The organism is Frondihabitans australicus, from assembly GCF_003634555.1.
Lineage (GTDB): Bacteria > Actinomycetota > Actinomycetes > Actinomycetales > Microbacteriaceae > Frondihabitans > Frondihabitans australicus.
The window spans coordinates 3,851,266-3,869,347 of the sequence record NZ_RBKS01000001.1; the positions used below are offsets into that span (position 1 = coordinate 3,851,266).

Genomic DNA, 18,082 nt, shown 5'->3' on the forward strand with positions numbered 1-18,082 from the left:
GTGGTGCTCCTTACTGGTGAGCGGGGGTTGCGGTGAGTGCGGGGAGGCCGTCGGCGATGACGCCGGCGACGCGCGAGAGCGAGACGGCGCCCGCGTCGGGGTGGCCGAGGCTCTTCTCGGCGAGCGGGCGTGCCCGGCCGCGCAGCGGGCGGAGCTGTGCGGTGGCTGCGGCGGCGTCGGCCGACGCGGCCGCGGCGCGCGACCAGGCGTCGACGACGTCGTCGCCCGCGTCGGCCGCAGCCTCGAGCGAGAGCACGAGCGGCGCGAACGCGTCGACGAGCGTCTTGTCGCCGACCTCCGCCTTGCCGAGTCGCTGGATCGCGTCGAGCGCGGCGCGGGCCGCGCGGGCCGAGGCTCCGGTGATCGCAGGATCCGACTCGTCGGCGAGCGACGCGCCCACGGCCGTGAGAGCCACTCCCCAGAGCGCCCCGGAGGTGCCGCCTGCGTTCTCCGCCCAGCCCTCGCCCGCGTCGGCGAGCAGGGCACCGAGACCCGAGCCGCGCTCAGCCGAGTCGTGGGCCGCGGCGACGGCGGCGGTGATGCCGCGCGCCATGCCGATGCCGTGGTCGCCGTCGCCGGCGATCGCGTCGATGCGGCCGAACTCCTTTTCGGCGGCGAGGATCATGTCGCGGGTCCGGCCGAGGAGTGCGACCGCGGCGGGGACTGCCGCCGAGTGGCGGGTGTCGACGTGCGCCTCGGGGCTCGCGGGCGACGCGGCGTGCGTGGCGGGGTCGGCCACCTGCTCCTGCGCCCCGATGCCAGCGCCGAGCCCGCCCGTTCGGAACGCCGGCGAGAACGCCGGTGCGCCCCACAGCTCGAGCAGGTCGTCGTCGAGCCAGGCGAGCGTCAGCGAGACGCCCGACATGTCGAGGCTCGTGACGAGCTCTCCGACCTCGGGCAGCACGACCTCGACACCCGCGGCGGCGAGGCGCTCCGCGACGAGGCCGTAGACGACGAACAGCTCTTCGTACTTGAAGGTGCCGAGCCCGTTGAGAAGGGCGACGCAGCGCGCAGGAGCCGAGGCGGGCCGCTCCGCGAGCAGCCGGTCGGCCAGCAGGGCGGCCAGCTCGTCGGCCGTGGGCAGCGCCTGCTCGGAGATTCCGGGCTCGCCGTGGATGCCGAGGCCGACCGACATGAGCCCCGCGGGCACGTCGAAGAGCGGCTCGGCGGCACCCGGGAGGGTGCAGCCGCTGAACGCCACCCCGAACGAGAACGTCGCGGCGTTGGCGCGGCGGCCGTACTCCTCGACGGCATCGAGGTCGTCGCCGCGCTCGGCGGAGGCACCGAGCACCTTGAAGACGACGAGGTCGCCCGCGACTCCGCGACGCTTGGCCGCTTCGGAGGCGTCGGCGCTTGCCACGTCGTCGGTGACCTCGATCACGCGGACGTCGATGCCCTCGCCGCGGAGGCGCTCGGCGGCCTGCCCGAAGTTGAGGACGTCGCCGGCGTAGTTGCCGAAGGCGAGCACGACGCCGCCGCCGACCTCGGTGGCGCGTGCGACGCGGCGGATCTGGCCGGCCGAGGGCGAGGCGAAGATGTTGCCGTAGGCGGCGCCGGTCGCGAGACCCGGGCCGACGAGCCCGGCGAACGCGGGGTAGTGGCCCGAGCCGCCGCCGGTGACGACCGCGACCTGGCCGGCCGGAAGGGCGTCGCGGCGGGCGACGCCGCCGTCGACGGCGCGGACGGACGGGTTCGCGGCGAGGAAGCCGGTGAGGGCGCGGGCGGCGAAGGTGGTGGAGTCGTGGTCGAGGGTGGTCACGCGGTCACCGCCGGGGACGCGGTCGCCGGGGAGGGCTCGGCTGCTCCTGCGCCCTGGCCGGAGGCCACGGCACGGCGACGCTCGGTGCCCTCGGCCGACGCGAGCGCGCGGCGGAGGTACTCGCGGTTGATCGCCGAGACGCCGAGGCCGTCGCCGCCGTAGTGCTCGCAGACGAAGCGGCCCTCGAACCCGAGCGAGATCGCGTCGCGCACGGCGTGGCGGTAGTTGATGAGGCCGAGTTCGAGCGGCGCGGGGCTCGCGGTGTAGAGACCCTGCGCGGGGTCCTCGTCGCGCGTGTAGTTCTTGACGTGCCAGTAGTTGGCGTGGGGGAGGGTCGCGGCGAGCGTCTCCTGCCAGTCGTCGATCGGGCGGTGCAGGCGGATCAGGTTGCCGACGTCGGGGTTCAGCCCCACGTTCGACAGGCCGACCTCGGTCACCAGGCGGACGGACGACGCGGCGGTGCCGAGGTAGGTGTCCTCGTACATCTCGAGGGTCAGCTCGAGGCCGAGCGAGGCTGCGTGCTCGCCGACCTCGCGGACGCGCTTCACGGCGAGGGCGAAGTTCTCCTCGTCGTCGGGGGCGTCGATCTCGCCCTGCGTCGTCCAGAACCAGAGACGCTGCCTCTGCTCGGCCGTGAGCGGGCGGTGGAAGCCGATCGAGAGCACCTCGGCGCCGAGCTGCTTCGTCGCCTCGACGGTGCGGTGCGTGTAGTCGAGGTTCTCGGCTCCGGTGACCGGGTCGATGATGCTCGACCGCACGACGCAGACGCTCGACGGCTCGGTGCCGGCCTCGCGGGCCGCCGCGGCCAGCTCGTCGACGCGGGCGGAGGGGAGGTCGCCGATGCGCACCCAGTTGTCGTTGATCTCGACGTCGGTGAAGCCGGTCTCGGCGATGCGCGAGAAGGTGTCGACCCACTCGAGTGCGTCGGCGTCCTGCGCCAGGGTGCCGTCGGGGAGGACGGCCGGGAATTGCAGCATGGCGGCCGCGATGGGCCAGGTCTCAGGCGTGTAGCGCATCTCACTCCGTTGTAAATCGTCTTTCCTATAGGATATGCGCAGTAGCCGAGGTGTCAACTCCGTCTCCTTCCTCGCGGAGTGGTCGGCCCACTAGGGTCGGGCCATGGCGAACGAACCCCTGAAGAACTTCATCGACGGCCAGTACGTCGAGGCGACCGGCACCGAGACGTTCGAGCTGATCGACCCGGCGACCGAGGAGGTCTACGGCACCTCGCCGGTCTCGGGCGCCGCCGACGTCGACCGGGCCTTCGCCGCAGCCGCGAAGGCCTTCGAGACCTGGGGCGAGACCACACCCGCCGAGCGCCAGCTCGCGCTGTTCCGCATCGCTGACGCGATGGAGGCACGCGCCGACGAGTTCGCCGACCTCGAGACCCAAGACACCGGCAAGCCGCGCGCCAACCTCGTCCAGGACGAGATCCTCCTCAGCGTCGACCAGATCCGCTTCTTCGCCGGCGAGGCCCGGCACCTGCAGGGTATGAGCGCGGGCGAGTACATGCCCGAGCACACCAGCTTCATCCGCCGCGAGCCCATCGGCGTCGTCGGCCAGGTGACGCCGTGGAACTACCCGCTCAACATGGCCGTCTGGAAGTTCGCCCCCGCGCTCGCGGCCGGCAACACCACGGTGCTGAAGCCCAGCGACACCACGCCGCTGGCGACCCTGCTGCTGGCCGAGGTCGCCGCCGAGTTCCTGCCGCCGGGCGTGCTCAACGTCGTCACCGGCGACCGCACGACCGGCGCCGCCATGGTCGACCACCCGACCCCGCAGCTCATCTCGATCACCGGCTCGGTGCGCGCCGGCATGGCCGTCGCCGAAGCCGCGTCGAAGGACCTCAAGCGCGTCCACCTCGAGCTCGGCGGCAAGGCCCCCGTGATCGTGTTCGACGACGCCGACATCCCCTCCGCCGTCGAGGGCATCGTCGCGGCGGGCTTCTTCAACGCCGGGCAGGACTGCACGGCGGCGACGCGGCTGCTCGTGCAGGGCGGAATCCACGACGAGTTCGTGCAGGCGCTCGCCGAGCACGCGCGCTCGGCTGCCCGGACGGGTGCGCCGTCGGATCCTGCCGCCTATTTCGGCCCCGTCAACAACGCGAACCAGCTCGCCCAGGTGCAGGGCTTCGTCGACCGTCTGCCCGACTCGGCCACGATCGAGCTCGGCGGGCACCGGCAAGGCACGGTCGGGTACTTCCACGAGGCGACGATCGTCTCGGGCCTTACGCAGACCGACGACGCCGTGCAGAACGAGATCTTCGGCCCGATGATCACCGTGCAGCGCTTCACCGACGAGGCCGAGGCCCTGCGCTGGGCCAACGGCGTGCAGTACGGCCTGGCGTCGAGCGTCTGGACGCGAGACCACGCCCGCGCCATGCGCCTGGCGAAGGGGCTCGATTTCGGCTGCGTGTGGATCAACACGCACATCCCGATCGTCGCCGAGATGCCGCACGGCGGGTTCAAGCACTCCGGCTACGGCAAGGACCTCTCGTCGTACGGCTTCGAGGACTACACGCGCATCAAGCACGTCATGTCGTTCATCGGCTCGTGACCGTCGGCTCCGGTCGGTTCGACCGCTTCCTCGAGCTTCTCGACGGCGTTCCGGCCGCGCCCGACGCCGAAGCCCTCTACAGGCCGCAGGAGCCCGCGGGAGCCCTGCGCCGCCGCAACCTCCTCCGCTACCTCACCCTCCTCGCCGACAGCGGCTCCCGCATGATCCTCGTCGGAGAGGCCCCGGGCTGGCGCGGAGCCACCAACACCGGGGTGTCGTTCATGAGCGTCCGCGAGCTCTCGGCGCGGCCGGGGCTGATGACGCACGGCCCGGACGGCGACGGCTTCGAGCTGCCCGAACACCCCACGGCCCCGTGGGAGGCCTCCTCGCGCGTCGTCTGGGCGGCACTCGCCGACTGGCCCGGGCCGCTGCCGGTGGCGTGGCCGATCTTCCCGCACCACCCGCACGTGGCGGGCGACCCGCTGACGAACCGCACGCCTCGGCCCGCCGAGGTGCGCGCCGGCGTTCCGGTCGCGCTGGCGCTCATCGACGCGTTCGGCGGCGACCTCGAGATCGTCGCGGTGGGGCGGAAGGCGCAGGGGGCGCTGGCGGAGAACGGTGTCGACGCGGTGGCGGTGCGGCATCCTGCGCAGGGTGGGGCCGCTCTCTTCACACAGCAGGTGCGGGCGCTCGCCCTCGCTCGCTCGTGATCGGCCCGGCACAGGAAACCGGCCCGGGACTGGCATAGAGCTCAGCGCCGCGGGCCGGTTAGAACTGAAGAGTACCCCCGAGGGCGGCCGAGCAACAGGTTTCGCCGCGTCGAGTGGACAGGAGGGTCCTCCCTCAGGACGATTTCTGTCGAAACCCATACAGTTCATTTCCCAAAAGGGGGGTACTCGCATACCGTGATGTGGTGCCTCGTCTCTCAGCCCCTCGGATCCTCGGTGCCCTGATCGGCTTCACCGGCCTCTCGGTGGTGGCCGGCGTGCTCGTCGCGATCCTCTTCGTCCCGTCCGTCGCCGTCGCCGGCGAAGGCGTCGTCACCGGCGTCAAGACCTTCAACTCGCTGCCGTCGTACCTGCAGATCACGCAGCCGGCGCAGGCGTCGTCGATCTACGCGAAGAAGGGCGGCCAGGAGGTCAAGCTGGCCTCGTTCTACGTCGAGAACCGCACCGACGTCACGCTCGAGAACATGTCGAAGTACGTGCAGGAGTCGACGATCGACACCGAAGACCCCCGCTACTACAAGGAGGGCGCGATCGACGTGCAGGGCACCATTCGCGGCGTCCTGGCCACGACCCTCGGCCACGACGTCCAGGGCGGATCGTCGATCACGCAGCAGTACGTCAAGAACGTCCTGGTGCAGCGCTGCGCGCAGGAGTACGACCAGACCACGCAGAAGGGGCTCGAGCAGGCGCAGAACTGCTACGCGCAGGTGACGGCGACGACGCCGGCCCGCAAGCTCCGTGAGATGCGCTACGCGATCGGCGTCGAGAAGCGCTACTCGAAGCACGACATCCTGCAGTCGTACCTCAACCTCGTCGGCTTCGGCGGCACCGTCTACGGCGTCCAGGCGGCTTCGGAGTACTACTTCGACAACTCGGCGAAAGACCTGCCGGTCTACCAGGCGGCGACCCTGACGGCGATCCTCAACAACCCGCAGAACCTCCGCATCGACCAGCCCGGCAACAAGGCCAACGGCGCCGCCAACGGCTACGCGCTGACGAAGGCGCGCCGCGACTATGTTCTGGGCCGCATGTACAAGGTCGGCGACATCACGAAGGCCGAGCTCGACGCCGCGGTCGCGAAGCCGATCATCCCGCACATCACGGCGCAGTCGAACGGCTGCGCCACCGCGGGCGCCTACGACGCCGGCTACTTCTGCAACTACGTCGAGGCGGCGCTCAAGGCCGACACGGCTCTGGGCGCGACCCAGGCCGACCGCAACGAGAAGCTCACCGAGGGCGGCCTCTCGGTCTACACGACGCTGAACCTCGACCTGCAGGCGAAGTCGCAGGCCGCGCTGAGCGCCTACATGCCGACGAGCGTGCCCGGCCTCAACCTGGGTGCGTCGAACGTCGCCGTCGAGCCGGGAACCGGTCGCATCGTCACGATGGTGCAGAACACCAAGTTCAACGAGACCTCCACCGCTCAGACGGGATCGACGTCGGTGAACTACAACACTGACCACGCCTACGGCGGCTCGCAGGGCTTCCAGACCGGATCATCGTTCAAGGTGTTCACCCTGGCGGCCTGGCTCGAGGCCGGGCACACGCTGAACGAGAGCGTGTCGACCACGCAGCACTCGCTGCCGATCAGCGAGTTCCACAACTCCTGCTACGGCATCGGCGGGCCCCCCTGGAACGTGTCCAACGCCGACCCGGCGCCCGCGTCGATGACCGTCGAGGCGGCGACCGCCGAGTCCGTCAACACCGCGTTCGCCGACATGGGCACGAAGCTCGACCTCTGCGACATCAGCAAGGCGGCGCAGGGCATGGGGATCCACCCGGCCGACACCACCGCGAACCCGTGGGTCGAGACCCCGTCGATGATTCTCGGCGTCAACTACATCTCGCCGCTCTCGATGGCCACGGCGTACGCCGGCATCGCCAACAACGGCGTGTGGTGCACCCCCGTCGCCGTCGACAAGGTGCTCGACCAGCACGGCAACGTCGTCAAGACCACGCCGACGAAATGCACGCAGGGCATGTCTGCCGACATCGCGCACGGAATCGCGTACGCCACGAAGGGTGTTCTGCAGGCTGGCGGCACCGGCGCAGCGGCGAACCCCGGCGACGGAGTCCCGATCCTCGCGAAGACCGGCACCACCGACGCGGCCGTGCAGAACTGGCTGGTCACCTCGACGACGAAGATCGCGCAGGCCACCTGGGTCGGCAACATCTCGGGTCAGGCCGGTTTCTATCACACCTACGTCAACGGGGTGTACGGGTACAGCCTGAAGTTCTACATGGACAAGCAGATCATCCGTGACCTCAACGCGGCCTACCCGGGCGCCACGGCGTTCCCCGACCCGCCGGCCTCCGAGATCGGCGTCGTGCAGAAGCCGGCGACCGACCCGAACTCGACCGACAAGAACGGCACGTCGAACGGGAAGACCGACGGCGGCACGTCGAACGGCAACTCCAACGGGAACGGGAACTCGAACGGCAACGGCGGCAAGAACGGCACACCGACTCACTAGCGGGCGGGTGTCGGCTGCTCCTGCGCCCTCGTGATCAGGTCGCGGGCGAGAACTCGACGTCGGCCGCCGACGCCACCTCGGCGGTGCGGCCGGGCGCGGTCTGGAACGACCAGTAGAGATTGGTGTGCGCGATGACCTCGCCCGGAGCCGGGGCGCCGTATTCGCTGAGGTCTTCGGTGGTGTGCGCGTCGCCGACGAGCGTCACGTCGTAGCCGCGCGTGAACGCGCCGTGGGCTGTGGAGCGGATGCAGGCGTCGGTCTGCGCGCCGGTGAGCACGAGGCGGCCGATGCCGTCTTTGGCCAGGATCTCCTCCAGCTCGGTCGCCTCGAACGAGTCGCCGTAGTTCTTGCGCACGATGGGCTCGCCGGCGGCCGGTGTCAGCTCGTCGACGATCTGCCACTCGTCGCTGTCGATGGCGAGGCCGTCGTCGGAGTGCTGCACCCAGACCACGGGCGTGCCCTCCGCGCGGGCGCGGTCGACGAGACTCGCGATGTTCGCGACGACGCAGTCGCGGTCGTGCGCGCCGGCCACGACGCCCTTCTGCACGTCGACGACGAGCAGGGCGGTGGCGGGGCGGTCTGTGAGCGTAGTCATGGTGGTCCTTCCGTCGTCCTCGATGGCGCCGAACCTACTCCGCGCCTCCGACACTGCCCCGTCTGGCCGCCTGCCCCCGCGGCCCCGTGCCCCGCCGCATTTCGCGACAGAATCGGGCCCGTCGTCACACCCGTCACCGAGTTTCCGGGCCGCGGCCGCCCGCGAGGTCGCGAAATGCGGCAGACGGGGCAGGAGAGGGCGGGGCGGCGGCGTCAGACGACGAGCGCCGTCTCGGGAGCGAGCGACCTCGGCGACCCGAGACCCGCCCACGCGCGCGCCAGCCGACCGACCGCGTCGTCGAGGTCGCCGAAGTGGGTGGTGATCGGGATCCTGATGTGCCTCTCGAACGCCCCGTCTATGCCGAAGCGCGACCCCGCGGTGATGGTGACGCCCTGGTCTCGTGCGGCCAGCGCCAGCGCCGAGCTGAGCGGGGCGCCGAGCCCGACCCAGAGCGCGAGGCCGCCGTCGACGTCGGGCACCTCCCACTCGGGCAGGCGAGATCGCAGGAGCCCGACGAGTCGATCCCGGGTCACCCGCAGCTCGTCTCGCCTCCCCGCCCGGATCTCGTCGAACCGCTCCATCGCCTCGACCGCGACGAGCTGCTCGATGATCGCGTTTCCCATGTCGGACGACGGGCGGGCGGCGACGATGCGGTCGATCACGTGCCGGTCGGCGCGGATCCAGCCGATGCGGAGGCCCGACCACACCACCTTGCTGAGTGAGCCGATCGTGACGACCGTGGCGCCGCGCGCAGGGATCGCGGCGAACTGCGTGGGCGTGAACGGACGGTCGATGTCGAGGTCGGCCGTGGTCTCGTCGATCACGAGCACGGTGCCTGTGCGCGCCGCGACGGCCACGAGGCGTTCGCGCGCCTCGTCGGGCATCGACGTGCCGGTCGGGTTGTGGAAGTCGGGCATCAGGTAGGCGAGCGCCGGGCGGCCGTCGCGCACGATCTCCTCGAAGTCGACCGGATCGATGCTGGACGGCCCCACCGGGCAGGCCACGAGTCGCGCGCCCGCCGCGCGGAACGAGTCGAGCGCGTGCGGGTACGTCGGCGACTCGACGAGCACGCGGTCGGCCCGGCCGAGCATCGCCCGGGCCACGAGCCCGATCGCGTGCTGGGCGCCCAGCGTGACGAGGATCTCGTCGGGTGAGGTCGGCGCGCCGGCACGGGTGTAGCGGTCGGCGATCATCTGCCGCAGGTCGGGCAGGCCGAACATGTCGATGCCGAAGCGCGACATCTGCTCGGGGAGGCGTTCGAGCGCGCGGGCGGCGAACGCCGGAAGCCCCGGCCACGGCGCGGGCACGGCCTTGCTCAGGTCGATCGACAGGGGTCGGACGGAGGCGCCGACCTGGCCGCCGCGCGGCAGCTCGAGGATGCTGCCGGAGCCCTGGATGCTCGTGAGCACCCCGCGTTCGCGCAGCGTCGAGTACGCCGAGACGATGGTCGTGCGGCTGACCCCGAGGGCCGCGGCGAGAGTGCGCTCCGCGGGCAGGCGCGACCCGGACCGCAGGCGGCCGTCGATCAGCAGCAGCTGGAGCTTCTCGGCCAGTTCGGCGTGCGCTCGGCCGCCATGACGCCACTCGCCGAGGAGCGACACCAGCGCCGTGATGCCGACGGGAAATGGACCGGGACCTGCGAGAGACATGCGTCCACAGTAGTCGAATTGGCTCTTTTTGATAAAGATATCCAGCGATTGGATTGCGACATGAGCGCACTGGACATCACGAATCAGACCATTTTCCTGCACGCCGCGAGCCGAGCGGGCCACTCCGACCGCGGCCTGAGTATCGTCATCGTCGCCACGGCCGTGATCGCAGGAATCCTCGCCGTCGGCTGGATCGCGTCCCGGACGGGCACCAGCCTGCGCACCGGAGAGCGACGCGTCGACGTGCAGCGTCGGGTCGCCCTGACCCGTCAGCCGGCGTCGGCCCGCGACCGGCTGGACTCCGGCGACTCCGGCGACTCCGATGACTCCCGCGCCACCGCCCGCGAGCGCGTCCCGTCGATGGCGGCCCAGGTGGCGGCGGCGACGGCCAGCACTGCGACGAGCGTCACCACGCCCGGCCAGCCGGCACCCGCGAAGGCGAACCCGGCGGCCCAGCCGACCACGCTGGATCCTGCGTAGTAGAAGAGATTGTAGAGCGACGCGGCCTGGGCCCGGTGCTCGGGCCGCGCGCGAGCCCCCACCCAGCCGGAGGCGACGGAGTGGGCGCCGAAGAATCCGGCGGTGAGCACGATGAGCCCGACGACGATCACGACGACGTGCGGCACGAGCGTGAGCAGCACCCCGGCGACCATCACGGCGATCGACGAGACGAGCACCGTGTGGCGACCGAGGCGCACGACGAGCGAGCCGGCCACGCGCGACGAGACGGTGCCGGCGAGGTACGCGAAGAACAGAAGGGCCGACTGCGACGCCGTGAGGCGGAACGGAGCCGCCTCGAGCCGGAACGACAGGTAGTTGTAGACGGCGACGAACCCGCCCATGAGAAGCAGGCCCTGCGCGAAGAGCACGAGGAGACCGGGATTCCGCAGCTGGCGCGCGACAACACGGGGCAGGGCCACGCGGGTCGCACCCGAGTCGCGGCGAACGAACCCCTGCGCTCGCGGGACGAGCAGCGCGAACACCACCGTCGCCGCGGCCGAGACGAGGGCGACCACGAGGATCCCGGCGCGCCAGCCCCACAGCTCGCCGAGCGGCGCGGCGACCACTCGGCCCAGGAGCCCGCCGAGCGTCGTCCCCGACACGTAGGTGCCGGCCGCGACCGCCGAGACACCCCGGCTGATCTCCTCGTGCAGGTACGTCACCGCGATCGCCGGGACCCCGCCGAGCGCGAAGCCCTGGACGACACGGACGGCCAGGAGAGACCCGAGGCCCGGCATGACCGGCACGATGAGCCCGGCGACGACCGCGGCGCCGAGCGACAGCCGCATCACCGGCAGCCGCCCCCACCGGTCGGCCGCCCACGACCACGGCAAGACGCCGATGGCGAGTCCGATCGTCGCGGCCGAGACCGTCAGCGCCGCCTGCGCCGGCGCCACCGAGAGGTCGCGCGCGACGAGCGGCAGCACGCCCTGCACCGAGTAGAGCTGGGCGAAGGTGGCGATCCCGGCGAAGAAGAGGGCCAGCAGGATCCGGCGATACTCGCGCGACCCGCGTGCGTGCCCCTCGAACCCCACGCCCTCACGCTACGCCGCCGTGCGACGCCGGCCGAGAGGGTCGCTCGGCGACGAGAAAGGCCCCGCCCACCGGGTGGTGAGCGGGGCCTTCGGGTGAGGTCGCGAGGCTAGAGCGCCGCGGCGGTCTCCGGGTGCGACACGGTCGCGTCGAGCGAGCCGTCGGCAGCGGTGAGGCGGACCTCGTCGCCGGCGGTCAGGCCGCCGTCGACCAGCAGCGAGGCGATCCGGTCGTCGACCTCGCGCTGGATCAGGCGACGCAGCGGGCGGGCGCCGTACTCCGGCTCGTACCCGTGCTCGGCCAGCCAGGCGAGCGCCGACTCGTCCGCCGAGAAGCGGATGTCCTGCACGAGCAGGCGGTGCTCCGTGTCGACGAGCATCAGCGACACGATCTCGCGGATCTCGGCGGCCGTGAGCTTCTGGAAGAGGACGATCTCGTCGATCCTGTTCAGGAACTCGGGTCGCATCGCCTCACGGAGCTTGCCCATGACGCGGTCGCGAAGCGCCTTGTCGGAGCCGAAGCCGTTGCCGGCCGACCCGTCGAACGACGAGGGCGTGAAGCCCATGGCACCGCTGCGCGATGCCAGGAACTCGCTGCCGAGGTTCGAGGTCATGATGACCACCGTGTTGCGGAAGTCGACCGTGCGACCCTGGCCGTCGGTCAGGCGACCGTCGTCGAGCACCTGCAGCAGGAGGTTGAACACGTCGGGGTGCGCCTTCTCGATCTCGTCGAGCAGGATCACCGAGTACGGGTTGCGGCGCACGCGCTCGGTCAGCTGCCCGGCCTCGTCGTAGCCGACGTATCCGGGAGGGGCGCCGACCAGGCGCGAGACGGTGTGGCGCTCACCGAACTCCGACATGTCGAAGCGCAGCATCGACGACTCGTCTCCGAAGAGCGAGGCCGCGAGAGCCTTGGCGAGCTCGGTCTTGCCGACGCCCGTCGGGCCGAGGAACAGGAACGACCCGGTGGGGCGGCGGGAGTCGCCCATGCCGGTGCGGCTCCTGCGGATCGACTTGGCGATCGCGGCGACCGCGTCGTGCTGGCCGATCACTCGGGCGTGCAGCTCGTGCTCGAGCACCGCCAGTCGAGAGCGGTCGCCCTCGGTGAGGCGCGAGGCCGGGATCCCGGTGGCGCGCGAGACCATCTCGGCGATGGCCTCCTCGCCGATCACGGCGTCGACCGAGGTCATCGAGGGCGCAGGATGCGAGGTGGCGGCCTCGAGCCGACCCTCCACCTCCTGCATCCGGTCGCGGAGCCCGGAGGCCTCCTCGTAGCGTTCGGCTGCGACGGCCTGGTTCTTCGCCGACTCGAGGTCGGCGAGCTCCTGCTGGAGAGCGCCGACGTCGACCGTCGAACCCAGACGCAGGCGGCGGCGGGCGCCGGCCTGGTCGATCAGGTCGATGGCCTTGTCGGGCAGGAACCGGTCGCTGACGTAGCGGTGCGAGAGCTCGACCGCGGCGCGGATCGCCTCGGGCGTGTATGTCACGCCGTGGTGCTCCTCGTAGCGCGGGGCGAGCCCGGCGAGGATCTGGACGGCGTCCTCAACGCTCGGCTCGGGCACCTGGACGGGCTGGAAGCGGCGCTCGAGAGCGGCGTCCTTCTCGACGCGGCGGTACTCCGAGAGCGTGGTGGCGCCGACGATGTGGAGCTCGCCGCGGGCCAGCCGGGGCTTCAGGATGTTGCCGGCGTCCATGCCGCCCTCGCTGCCGGATCCTGCGCCCACGACCGTGTGCAGCTCGTCGATGAAGACGATGAGCTCGTCGGAGTGCGCGGCGATCTCGTCGACCGCCTTGGTGAGGCGCTCCTCGAAGTCGCCGCGGTAGCGGGTGCCCGCCACCATCGACGCCATGTCGAGGGCGACGACGCGCTTGTTCCGCAGGGGCTCGGGCACCTCGCCGTCGGCGATGCGCTGGGCGAGGCCCTCGACGATGGCGGTCTTGCCGACGCCGGGCTCGCCGATCAGCACCGGGTTGTTCTTGGTGCGGCGCAGCAGGATCTCGACGGTCGCCTCGATCTCGTCGGCCCGGCCGATCACCGGGTCGACCCTGCCGTCGCGTGCGCGGGCGGTCAGGTCGGTGCCGAACTGGTCGAGGGTCGGGGTGTCCGAGGGCTCCTGGCCCGGGTGCTGCTGGCCCTCCTCGGCCGCCTGCGCCGTCTGGATGCCGCCCTGCTGGGCGAAGCGCTGCATGGCCTCGGGGGTGACGCTGGCGGCGGCCAGGAGCTGGCCGGTGACGGAGTCCTGGTTCACGACCAGGGCGAAGATCACGTGCTCGGGGTCGACGTAGGTCGAGCCGAAGCCGCGGGCGGCCTGCGCGGACTCGAGGAGCACGCGCTGGGCCGCCGGAGTCAGGCCCGGGCGCTCGGGGGCGCCTCCGCCGGAACCGGGAAGACGACCCTCGATGGCCTGGACGAGGCGGTCTCGGTCTGCTCCTGCGAACGCGATGAGGTCGCTCGCGGGGTGCTCGTCGACCGCGACCCGCAGGATGTGGAGCGCGTCGAGCTCGGCGTGGCCGTGCTCGACCGCGTAGGTGCGCGCTGCGCCGAGGAGCTCGTGGGTGCGTCGGCTCAGGAGCCGCGAGATGTCGATGGGGCGGCCGAAGTTGCCGCCGTTCTGCTGGCCGGCGAGGAGACGAGCCAAGATCTCATCGAACGAGTTGTCGTTCGACGAGCTGTCGCCGTTCGTGGGGCCGAAGTTCTCAGGCAAGGTACCTCCTGGGTAAACGTGAGTGCCTATGACTCAACTAACCCATGGAGGGTGGGGTGCATTCCCGTTCGCCGAAAAAAGTTGAGCGCACCCCGCTCAACCCTCGTCGCGTGTGCCGTGTGTGGGATGCTGGCCCGGAGGAAGGGGGCTTCGTGACCGATGAGGCGCGTCGTGTGCCGGGCGACTTCGAATCCTGGTTCGAGGGTCTCGTCCGTGCTTTTCCCGAGTTCAGCGAGACGAACGACGACGACTTCTTCCGCGACGACGACGGGCTCGTCCTGGGGCATCTCTTCGTCGGCGAGATCACGGCGAACCTGGTCGCCGGCCGGCTCGGTGACAGACATCGGGTCCGGGCACTCCTCGACTTCCTCGAGGCCGGATACGCGACGGGCGACGCCTATCGGCAGAACGTCATCGCGCTGTCGTTCGTCGAAAACCTCGGCCCGCGATCCCGCCATCTGCGGCACCTCGGGCCTCGGCTGACCGCTGTCGCTCGCGAGCTGTATCCCGATGCATTCGGCTGGCGGCGCGTGTGGGGCACGCCGCGTCGCGCGCGATCCTGACCGACGTCACCGGCCCGAGATCGCATGCTTTGTCGGCTCGGAAGGACCGGGGCGACAACGAATGCGATCTCGCGGGGCGCGGCGGGCGCGTGGCGGCGCCGGGCCGGCTAGCTGGGGTAGGTCGCCTGCGACAGGAGCTGGGTGGCGCGCGCCGCGTACTCGCCGCGCACGAGCACCTCGTACCGCCCGGCCTCCATCGTCTTGATCGACGAGAAGTCGCGCTGGCCGCGGGTCATCGCGTGCCCGACGAAGCCGAAGATGAGACCCCACACGGCGCCGATCACCACGATGGTCAGGACCACGCCGAAGAAGTTGTCCTTCGGGTTGAACAGGGCGAACAGCACGCCGAGGGCGATGCCGAACCAGATTCCCGACGTCAGGCCGCGAAGCGCCGCAGAGCCGTTCGTCACCCGGCCGCGGATGTTCTCGACCGTGCGGAGGTCGTGCCCGACGATCGACACGTTCTCGACAGGGAAGCCCTCGTCGGAGAGCCGGTCGACGGCCTTCTGGGCGTCCTCGTACTTCGTGAACGACGCGACGACCTGCGGGTACGAGCCGCCCACGAACGCGCCGACGCCGCCGAGCGACTCGGCAGCCGAGCCGGTGGCGTCGGCCGCGGGCTGCGCGGCGGCCGGCGGCGGCACGCTGCCGGGAGGGGCGTACTCGCCGTACTGCGGGGCCGGGCGGCCGGACTGCTGCGCGTCGGCCTCGGCGGCCTCCTGCCCGAGGGGCGGCGCCGAGGGCGAGGTCTCGCCGTGCGAGGTCTCGGCCGGGGGCGGAGGGGCGTCGAGCGGGCGCTCGGACGGGGGCGGCGGGGGCGTGGTGCCGGGATCCTGCTGATCGGTCATGCGGTCTCTCCTTGAAAGCTGTGTGTTTCCACCCTGCCCGCTCGATGCTTGCCGCACCCGGTGAATCCGCCTTATATCAGAAGTGCGTTCGGCAGAACAGGGATATCGCGCCACTCCACGCGCGTGTGAGAATCCGCGAGATGTCCACGCCAGACCCTGCCTTCGACGCCGAGACCGACCCTGCTCGCGACGCCGACTCCCGCCCTGCCGACACCCGTGCCGCGGACTCCCGCCGCCACTTCGAGACGGAGGGAACGGACCTCGACGAGGCCCGCGAGTTCTACACGGAGGGCTACAACGGCTCCGGCTTCCACATGGAGCGCACCGAGAAGGACTTCGTCTACCGCTACTCGCTCACCGGCGACGACGAGATGACGCTGCGCTCGTCGGCGTTCTTCGGAACGGTGCTCGGAACGGTCCAGCCGAAGGACGAGTACATCGTCTCGTGGATCTCGAGCGGCACGGCCGTCATGGACCTCGGCGGAGACGAGACCGCGCTCGCCCTCGGTCGGCCGGCGATGTTCCCCACCGGAAAGCGGTTCGCGTTCCACTTCGCCGAGACCCGGCAGAACCTCGTGCAGTTCGACGCCCGGTACCTCGAGCGGATCGCCGCTGAGCGCACGGGCGCGGCCCCGGGGCCGCTCCACTTCCACCATCAGGTGGTGCCCGAGGCGCAGGAGCTGACGGCCTGGAAATCGACGATCACCCGCGTCGCGCGCGTGGTGCTCGGTGCGCCCGGCGACGCCCCGGCGAGCCCCCTGCTGCGCGCGGAGGCGAATCGCGCCGCGGCCGAAGCGCTCCTCGCCACGTTCTCCCACGACGCACCGCGACCCACGATGCTGCTGCAGCTGCCGTCGCACGCGAAACTGCGAGCGGCCGTCGAGTTCATGCACGCGCGCGCCGAGCAGCCGATCACGGCGACGGACATCGCCGAGGCCGCGGGGCTCAGCCTGCGCGGGCTCCAGCACGTGTTCCAGCAGCAGCTCGACACGACGCCGACCGACTACCTGCGCGGGATCCGACTCGACCACGTGCGTGCAGAGCTCGGCGCGCACTCGCCGGCCGACACGACCGTCGCGGCCGTCGCCAGGCGGTGGGGCTTCGCGCACGCGGGGCGCTTCGCCGGGGCCTACGTGCGGCGGTTCGGGGAGTACCCGGCGGCCACGCTCGGGCGCGCCTGACCCTATGCTCGGGGCATGAGCTCTGCATCGGCGCCGAGTGGCCCTGCTCCTGCGCCCTCTGGCCCCGCCGCCCCGGCCGCCTTCGTCGTCGGCGAGGCCCTCGTCGACATCGTGGTCGACGGCGCGTCGACCGTCGAGCACCCCGGCGGAAGCCCGATGAACGTCGCCTACGGGCTCGCGCGCCTCGGCCTGCCCACCGTTTTCCGCACGCAGCTCGGCCGCGACGACCGCGGCGAGGCGATCGTCGCGCACCTCGACGAGACCGGCGTCGTGCTCGACGAGGCGTCGTTCGTCGACGAGCCGACGTCGACGGCGGTCGCGACGATCCAGGCCGACCGCCACGCCGAGTACGACTTCTCGATCGCGTGGGCGCCCGGTGCTCTCTCGGCGCCGGCGGGAGTGCGGCTCGTCCACACGGGGTCGATCGCGTCGGCTCTGGCACCAGGAGCCGACGACGTGCGCCGCCTGCTCGAGACCGCCTCCGCCACGGCCCTGGTGAGCTTCGACCCGAACGTGCGCCCGGGTGTCACGCCCTCCCGGCCCGACGTCGTCGCGGCCGTCGAGGCGATAGCGCGTGTGTCGCATGTCGTGAAGCTGAGCGACGAGGACGCCGCCTGGCTCTATCCGGGCGTCGAGCCCGCCGCCGTTCTCGAGCGGTTCCTGTCGCTCGGGGCCGTGCTCGCCGCGATGACCCGCGGCGGCGACGGAGCACTCGTCTTCTCGCAGTCCGACCGGCTCGACCTGCCGTCGCTGCCGGTGTCGGTCGTCGACACGATCGGGGCCGGAGACGCCTTCATGTCGGGGCTGCTCTCGGCGATCCTGCTGCGGGGTCTCGACTCGTCGCTGCGGGCCGGGTCACTGGCTCGGGCCGACCTCGAGGCCGTGGCCGACGTGGCGCTCCGCAGCGCCCGCGTGACTGTGTCGCGCGCCGGCGCCAACCCGCCGATGCCTGCTGAGCTCGCCCTCTAGCCCCTCCCCGTCTCTGAGCTACTCGTCCCCCTGCGACAAAACGCGACACCTGCGACGCACGAGAGCGTCGCAGGTGTCGCGTTTTGTCGCCCGAGACGCCGAACAGGCGGAACCGGCGCGTCAGCGGGCGACCACACGGAAGCGCGTGAGCACGGCGGGCGTCGTGTCGACGGGCGCGAAGTGCGAGCCTCCGGTGAGGGCGGAGTACTCCGCCTGGTAGTCGTCGCTCGCGTAGAACTCCTCGTGCCCCGCGCGCCACGCCGCCACCGTCTCGTACCCCTCGCCCTCGTCGATCGCGTGCGCGAGACCGACCTCGCCGAGCGGCACGACCTCGACCGCGGTCACCTCGGTGATGCAGACGGGCGCGCCGTCGGAGTCGATGACGGCCTCGCGCTCGCCGACGACCGGCAGCGGCGACCCCTCCGCCTCGTACTCCCAGAGCAGCGCCGTGGTGCTCGTCTTCGACCCGTCGAGGATGGCCGCCACGAGCTGGTCGCGCAGCGGGCCGGGAAAGGCGAACTCCGAGATCGGGAGCCCGCGGACATCGTCGTCGGTGAGCATGCCCCGACAGTACCGCCGGTCG

General features: G+C 71.4%; 14 protein-coding genes. 6 read left to right on the plus strand and 8 right to left on the minus strand.

Features of this window, described 5'->3' with window-relative positions:
- Positions 1 to 10: 10 nt before the first annotated feature.
- Positions 11 to 1,759 carry a dihydroxyacetone kinase family protein gene (locus C8E83_RS18325; RefSeq protein WP_121371507.1) on the minus strand — a complete coding sequence of 583 codons (1,749 nt, stop codon included), beginning with the start codon at positions 1,757 to 1,759 and terminating at the stop codon, positions 11 to 13.
- Positions 1,756 to 2,775, minus strand: coding sequence for a sugar phosphate isomerase/epimerase family protein (locus C8E83_RS18330; RefSeq protein ID WP_121371508.1), 1,020 nt, complete (start codon positions 2,773 to 2,775; stop codon positions 1,756 to 1,758). Before C8E83_RS18330 ends, C8E83_RS18325 begins: the two co-directional genes overlap by 4 nt.
- A gap of 103 nt (positions 2,776 to 2,878) precedes the next feature.
- Between C8E83_RS18330 and C8E83_RS18335 the strand changes: the two genes are divergently transcribed.
- The 3 genes from C8E83_RS18335 to C8E83_RS18345 all read left to right on the plus strand — a co-directional run bounded on the left by C8E83_RS18335 (position 2,879) and on the right by C8E83_RS18345 (position 7,457).
- Complete coding sequence (locus C8E83_RS18335) at positions 2,879 to 4,315, plus strand: gamma-aminobutyraldehyde dehydrogenase (RefSeq protein WP_121371509.1); 1,437 nt, start codon at positions 2,879 to 2,881, stop codon at positions 4,313 to 4,315.
- Entirely contained in the window at positions 4,312 to 4,965 is a 654-nt protein-coding gene (locus tag C8E83_RS18340) for a uracil-DNA glycosylase (protein ID WP_121371510.1), read from the plus strand. The genes C8E83_RS18335 and C8E83_RS18340 overlap by 4 nt, the downstream gene beginning before the upstream one ends.
- A 203-nt stretch (positions 4,966 to 5,168) precedes the next feature.
- The gene (locus tag C8E83_RS18345; RefSeq protein ID WP_245981820.1) at positions 5,169 to 7,457 is read left to right on the plus strand and encodes a transglycosylase domain-containing protein; all 2,289 of its coding nucleotides are present in this window, start codon (positions 5,169 to 5,171) and stop codon (positions 7,455 to 7,457) included.
- Positions 7,458 to 7,491: 34 nt separating this feature from the next.
- Here the strand turns inward: C8E83_RS18345 and C8E83_RS18350 are convergent, their stop codons facing one another.
- The 4 genes from C8E83_RS18350 to C8E83_RS18365 form a co-directional block, all read right to left on the minus strand.
- Positions 7,492 to 8,052 carry a cysteine hydrolase family protein gene (locus C8E83_RS18350; protein ID WP_121371512.1) on the minus strand — a complete coding sequence of 187 codons (561 nt, stop codon included), beginning with the start codon at positions 8,050 to 8,052 and terminating at the stop codon, positions 7,492 to 7,494.
- Between the two features lie 212 nt (positions 8,053 to 8,264).
- Positions 8,265 to 9,701, minus strand: coding sequence for a MocR-like transcription factor YczR (gene yczR, locus C8E83_RS18355; protein WP_121371513.1), 1,437 nt, complete (start codon positions 9,699 to 9,701; stop codon positions 8,265 to 8,267).
- A 269-nt stretch (positions 9,702 to 9,970) separates the two neighbouring features.
- Positions 9,971 to 11,236, minus strand: coding sequence for an MFS transporter (locus C8E83_RS18360; RefSeq protein ID WP_121371514.1), 1,266 nt, complete (start codon positions 11,234 to 11,236; stop codon positions 9,971 to 9,973).
- Between the two features lie 107 nt (positions 11,237 to 11,343).
- Complete coding sequence (locus C8E83_RS18365) at positions 11,344 to 13,938, minus strand: ATP-dependent Clp protease ATP-binding subunit (protein WP_121371515.1); 2,595 nt, start codon at positions 13,936 to 13,938, stop codon at positions 11,344 to 11,346.
- A gap of 152 nt (positions 13,939 to 14,090) precedes the next feature.
- On the opposite strand from C8E83_RS18365, the gene C8E83_RS18370 reads away from it, so the two are divergent.
- Complete coding sequence (locus C8E83_RS18370) at positions 14,091 to 14,501, plus strand: DUF7674 family protein (RefSeq protein ID WP_147430244.1); 411 nt, start codon at positions 14,091 to 14,093, stop codon at positions 14,499 to 14,501.
- 107 nt (positions 14,502 to 14,608) lie between these two features.
- On the opposite strand, the gene C8E83_RS19975 is transcribed toward C8E83_RS18370, so the two are convergent.
- Positions 14,609 to 15,349 carry a YflT domain-containing protein gene (locus C8E83_RS19975; RefSeq protein ID WP_245981822.1) on the minus strand — a complete coding sequence of 247 codons (741 nt, stop codon included), beginning with the start codon at positions 15,347 to 15,349 and terminating at the stop codon, positions 14,609 to 14,611.
- A gap of 140 nt (positions 15,350 to 15,489) precedes the next feature.
- Here C8E83_RS19975 and C8E83_RS18380 point away from each other — a divergent pair, with 140 nt between their 5' ends.
- Both C8E83_RS18380 and C8E83_RS18385 read left to right on the plus strand, forming a co-directional pair.
- Positions 15,490 to 16,530 carry an AraC family transcriptional regulator gene (locus tag C8E83_RS18380; protein WP_170160007.1) on the plus strand — a complete coding sequence of 347 codons (1,041 nt, stop codon included), beginning with the start codon at positions 15,490 to 15,492 and terminating at the stop codon, positions 16,528 to 16,530.
- A 15-nt stretch (positions 16,531 to 16,545) separates the two neighbouring features.
- Positions 16,546 to 17,499 (plus strand): carbohydrate kinase family protein, encoded by a 954-nt coding sequence (locus C8E83_RS18385; RefSeq protein WP_121371518.1) that lies wholly within the window; start codon positions 16,546 to 16,548, stop codon positions 17,497 to 17,499.
- A gap of 120 nt (positions 17,500 to 17,619) precedes the next feature.
- On the opposite strand, the gene C8E83_RS18390 is transcribed toward C8E83_RS18385, so the two are convergent.
- A complete protein-coding gene (locus C8E83_RS18390) occupies positions 17,620 to 18,060 on the minus strand; it encodes an ASCH domain-containing protein (RefSeq protein ID WP_121371519.1) in 441 nt (146 codons plus the stop codon).
- Positions 18,061 to 18,082 lie beyond the last annotated feature (22 nt).

Excerpts from the sequence above, each read along its gene's own strand:
- C8E83_RS18330 (WP_121371508.1), bottom strand. The coding sequence starts at position 2,775 with ATGCGCTACACGCCTGAGACCTGGCCCATCGCGGCCGCCATGCTGCAA.
- C8E83_RS18335 (WP_121371509.1), top strand. The coding sequence starts at position 2,879 with ATGGCGAACGAACCCCTGAAGAACTTCATCGACGGCCAGTACGTCGAG.
- C8E83_RS18350 (WP_121371512.1), bottom strand. The coding sequence starts at position 8,052 with ATGACTACGCTCACAGACCGCCCCGCCACCGCCCTGCTCGTCGTCGAC.
- yczR (WP_121371513.1), bottom strand. The coding sequence starts at position 9,701 with ATGTCTCTCGCAGGTCCCGGTCCATTTCCCGTCGGCATCACGGCGCTG.
- C8E83_RS19975 (WP_245981822.1), bottom strand. The coding sequence starts at position 15,349 with ATGACCGATCAGCAGGATCCCGGCACCACGCCCCCGCCGCCCCCGTCC.
- C8E83_RS18380 (WP_170160007.1), top strand. The coding sequence starts at position 15,490 with ATGTCCACGCCAGACCCTGCCTTCGACGCCGAGACCGACCCTGCTCGC.
- C8E83_RS18385 (WP_121371518.1), top strand. The coding sequence starts at position 16,546 with ATGAGCTCTGCATCGGCGCCGAGTGGCCCTGCTCCTGCGCCCTCTGGC.
- C8E83_RS18390 (WP_121371519.1), bottom strand. The coding sequence starts at position 18,060 with ATGCTCACCGACGACGATGTCCGCGGGCTCCCGATCTCGGAGTTCGCC.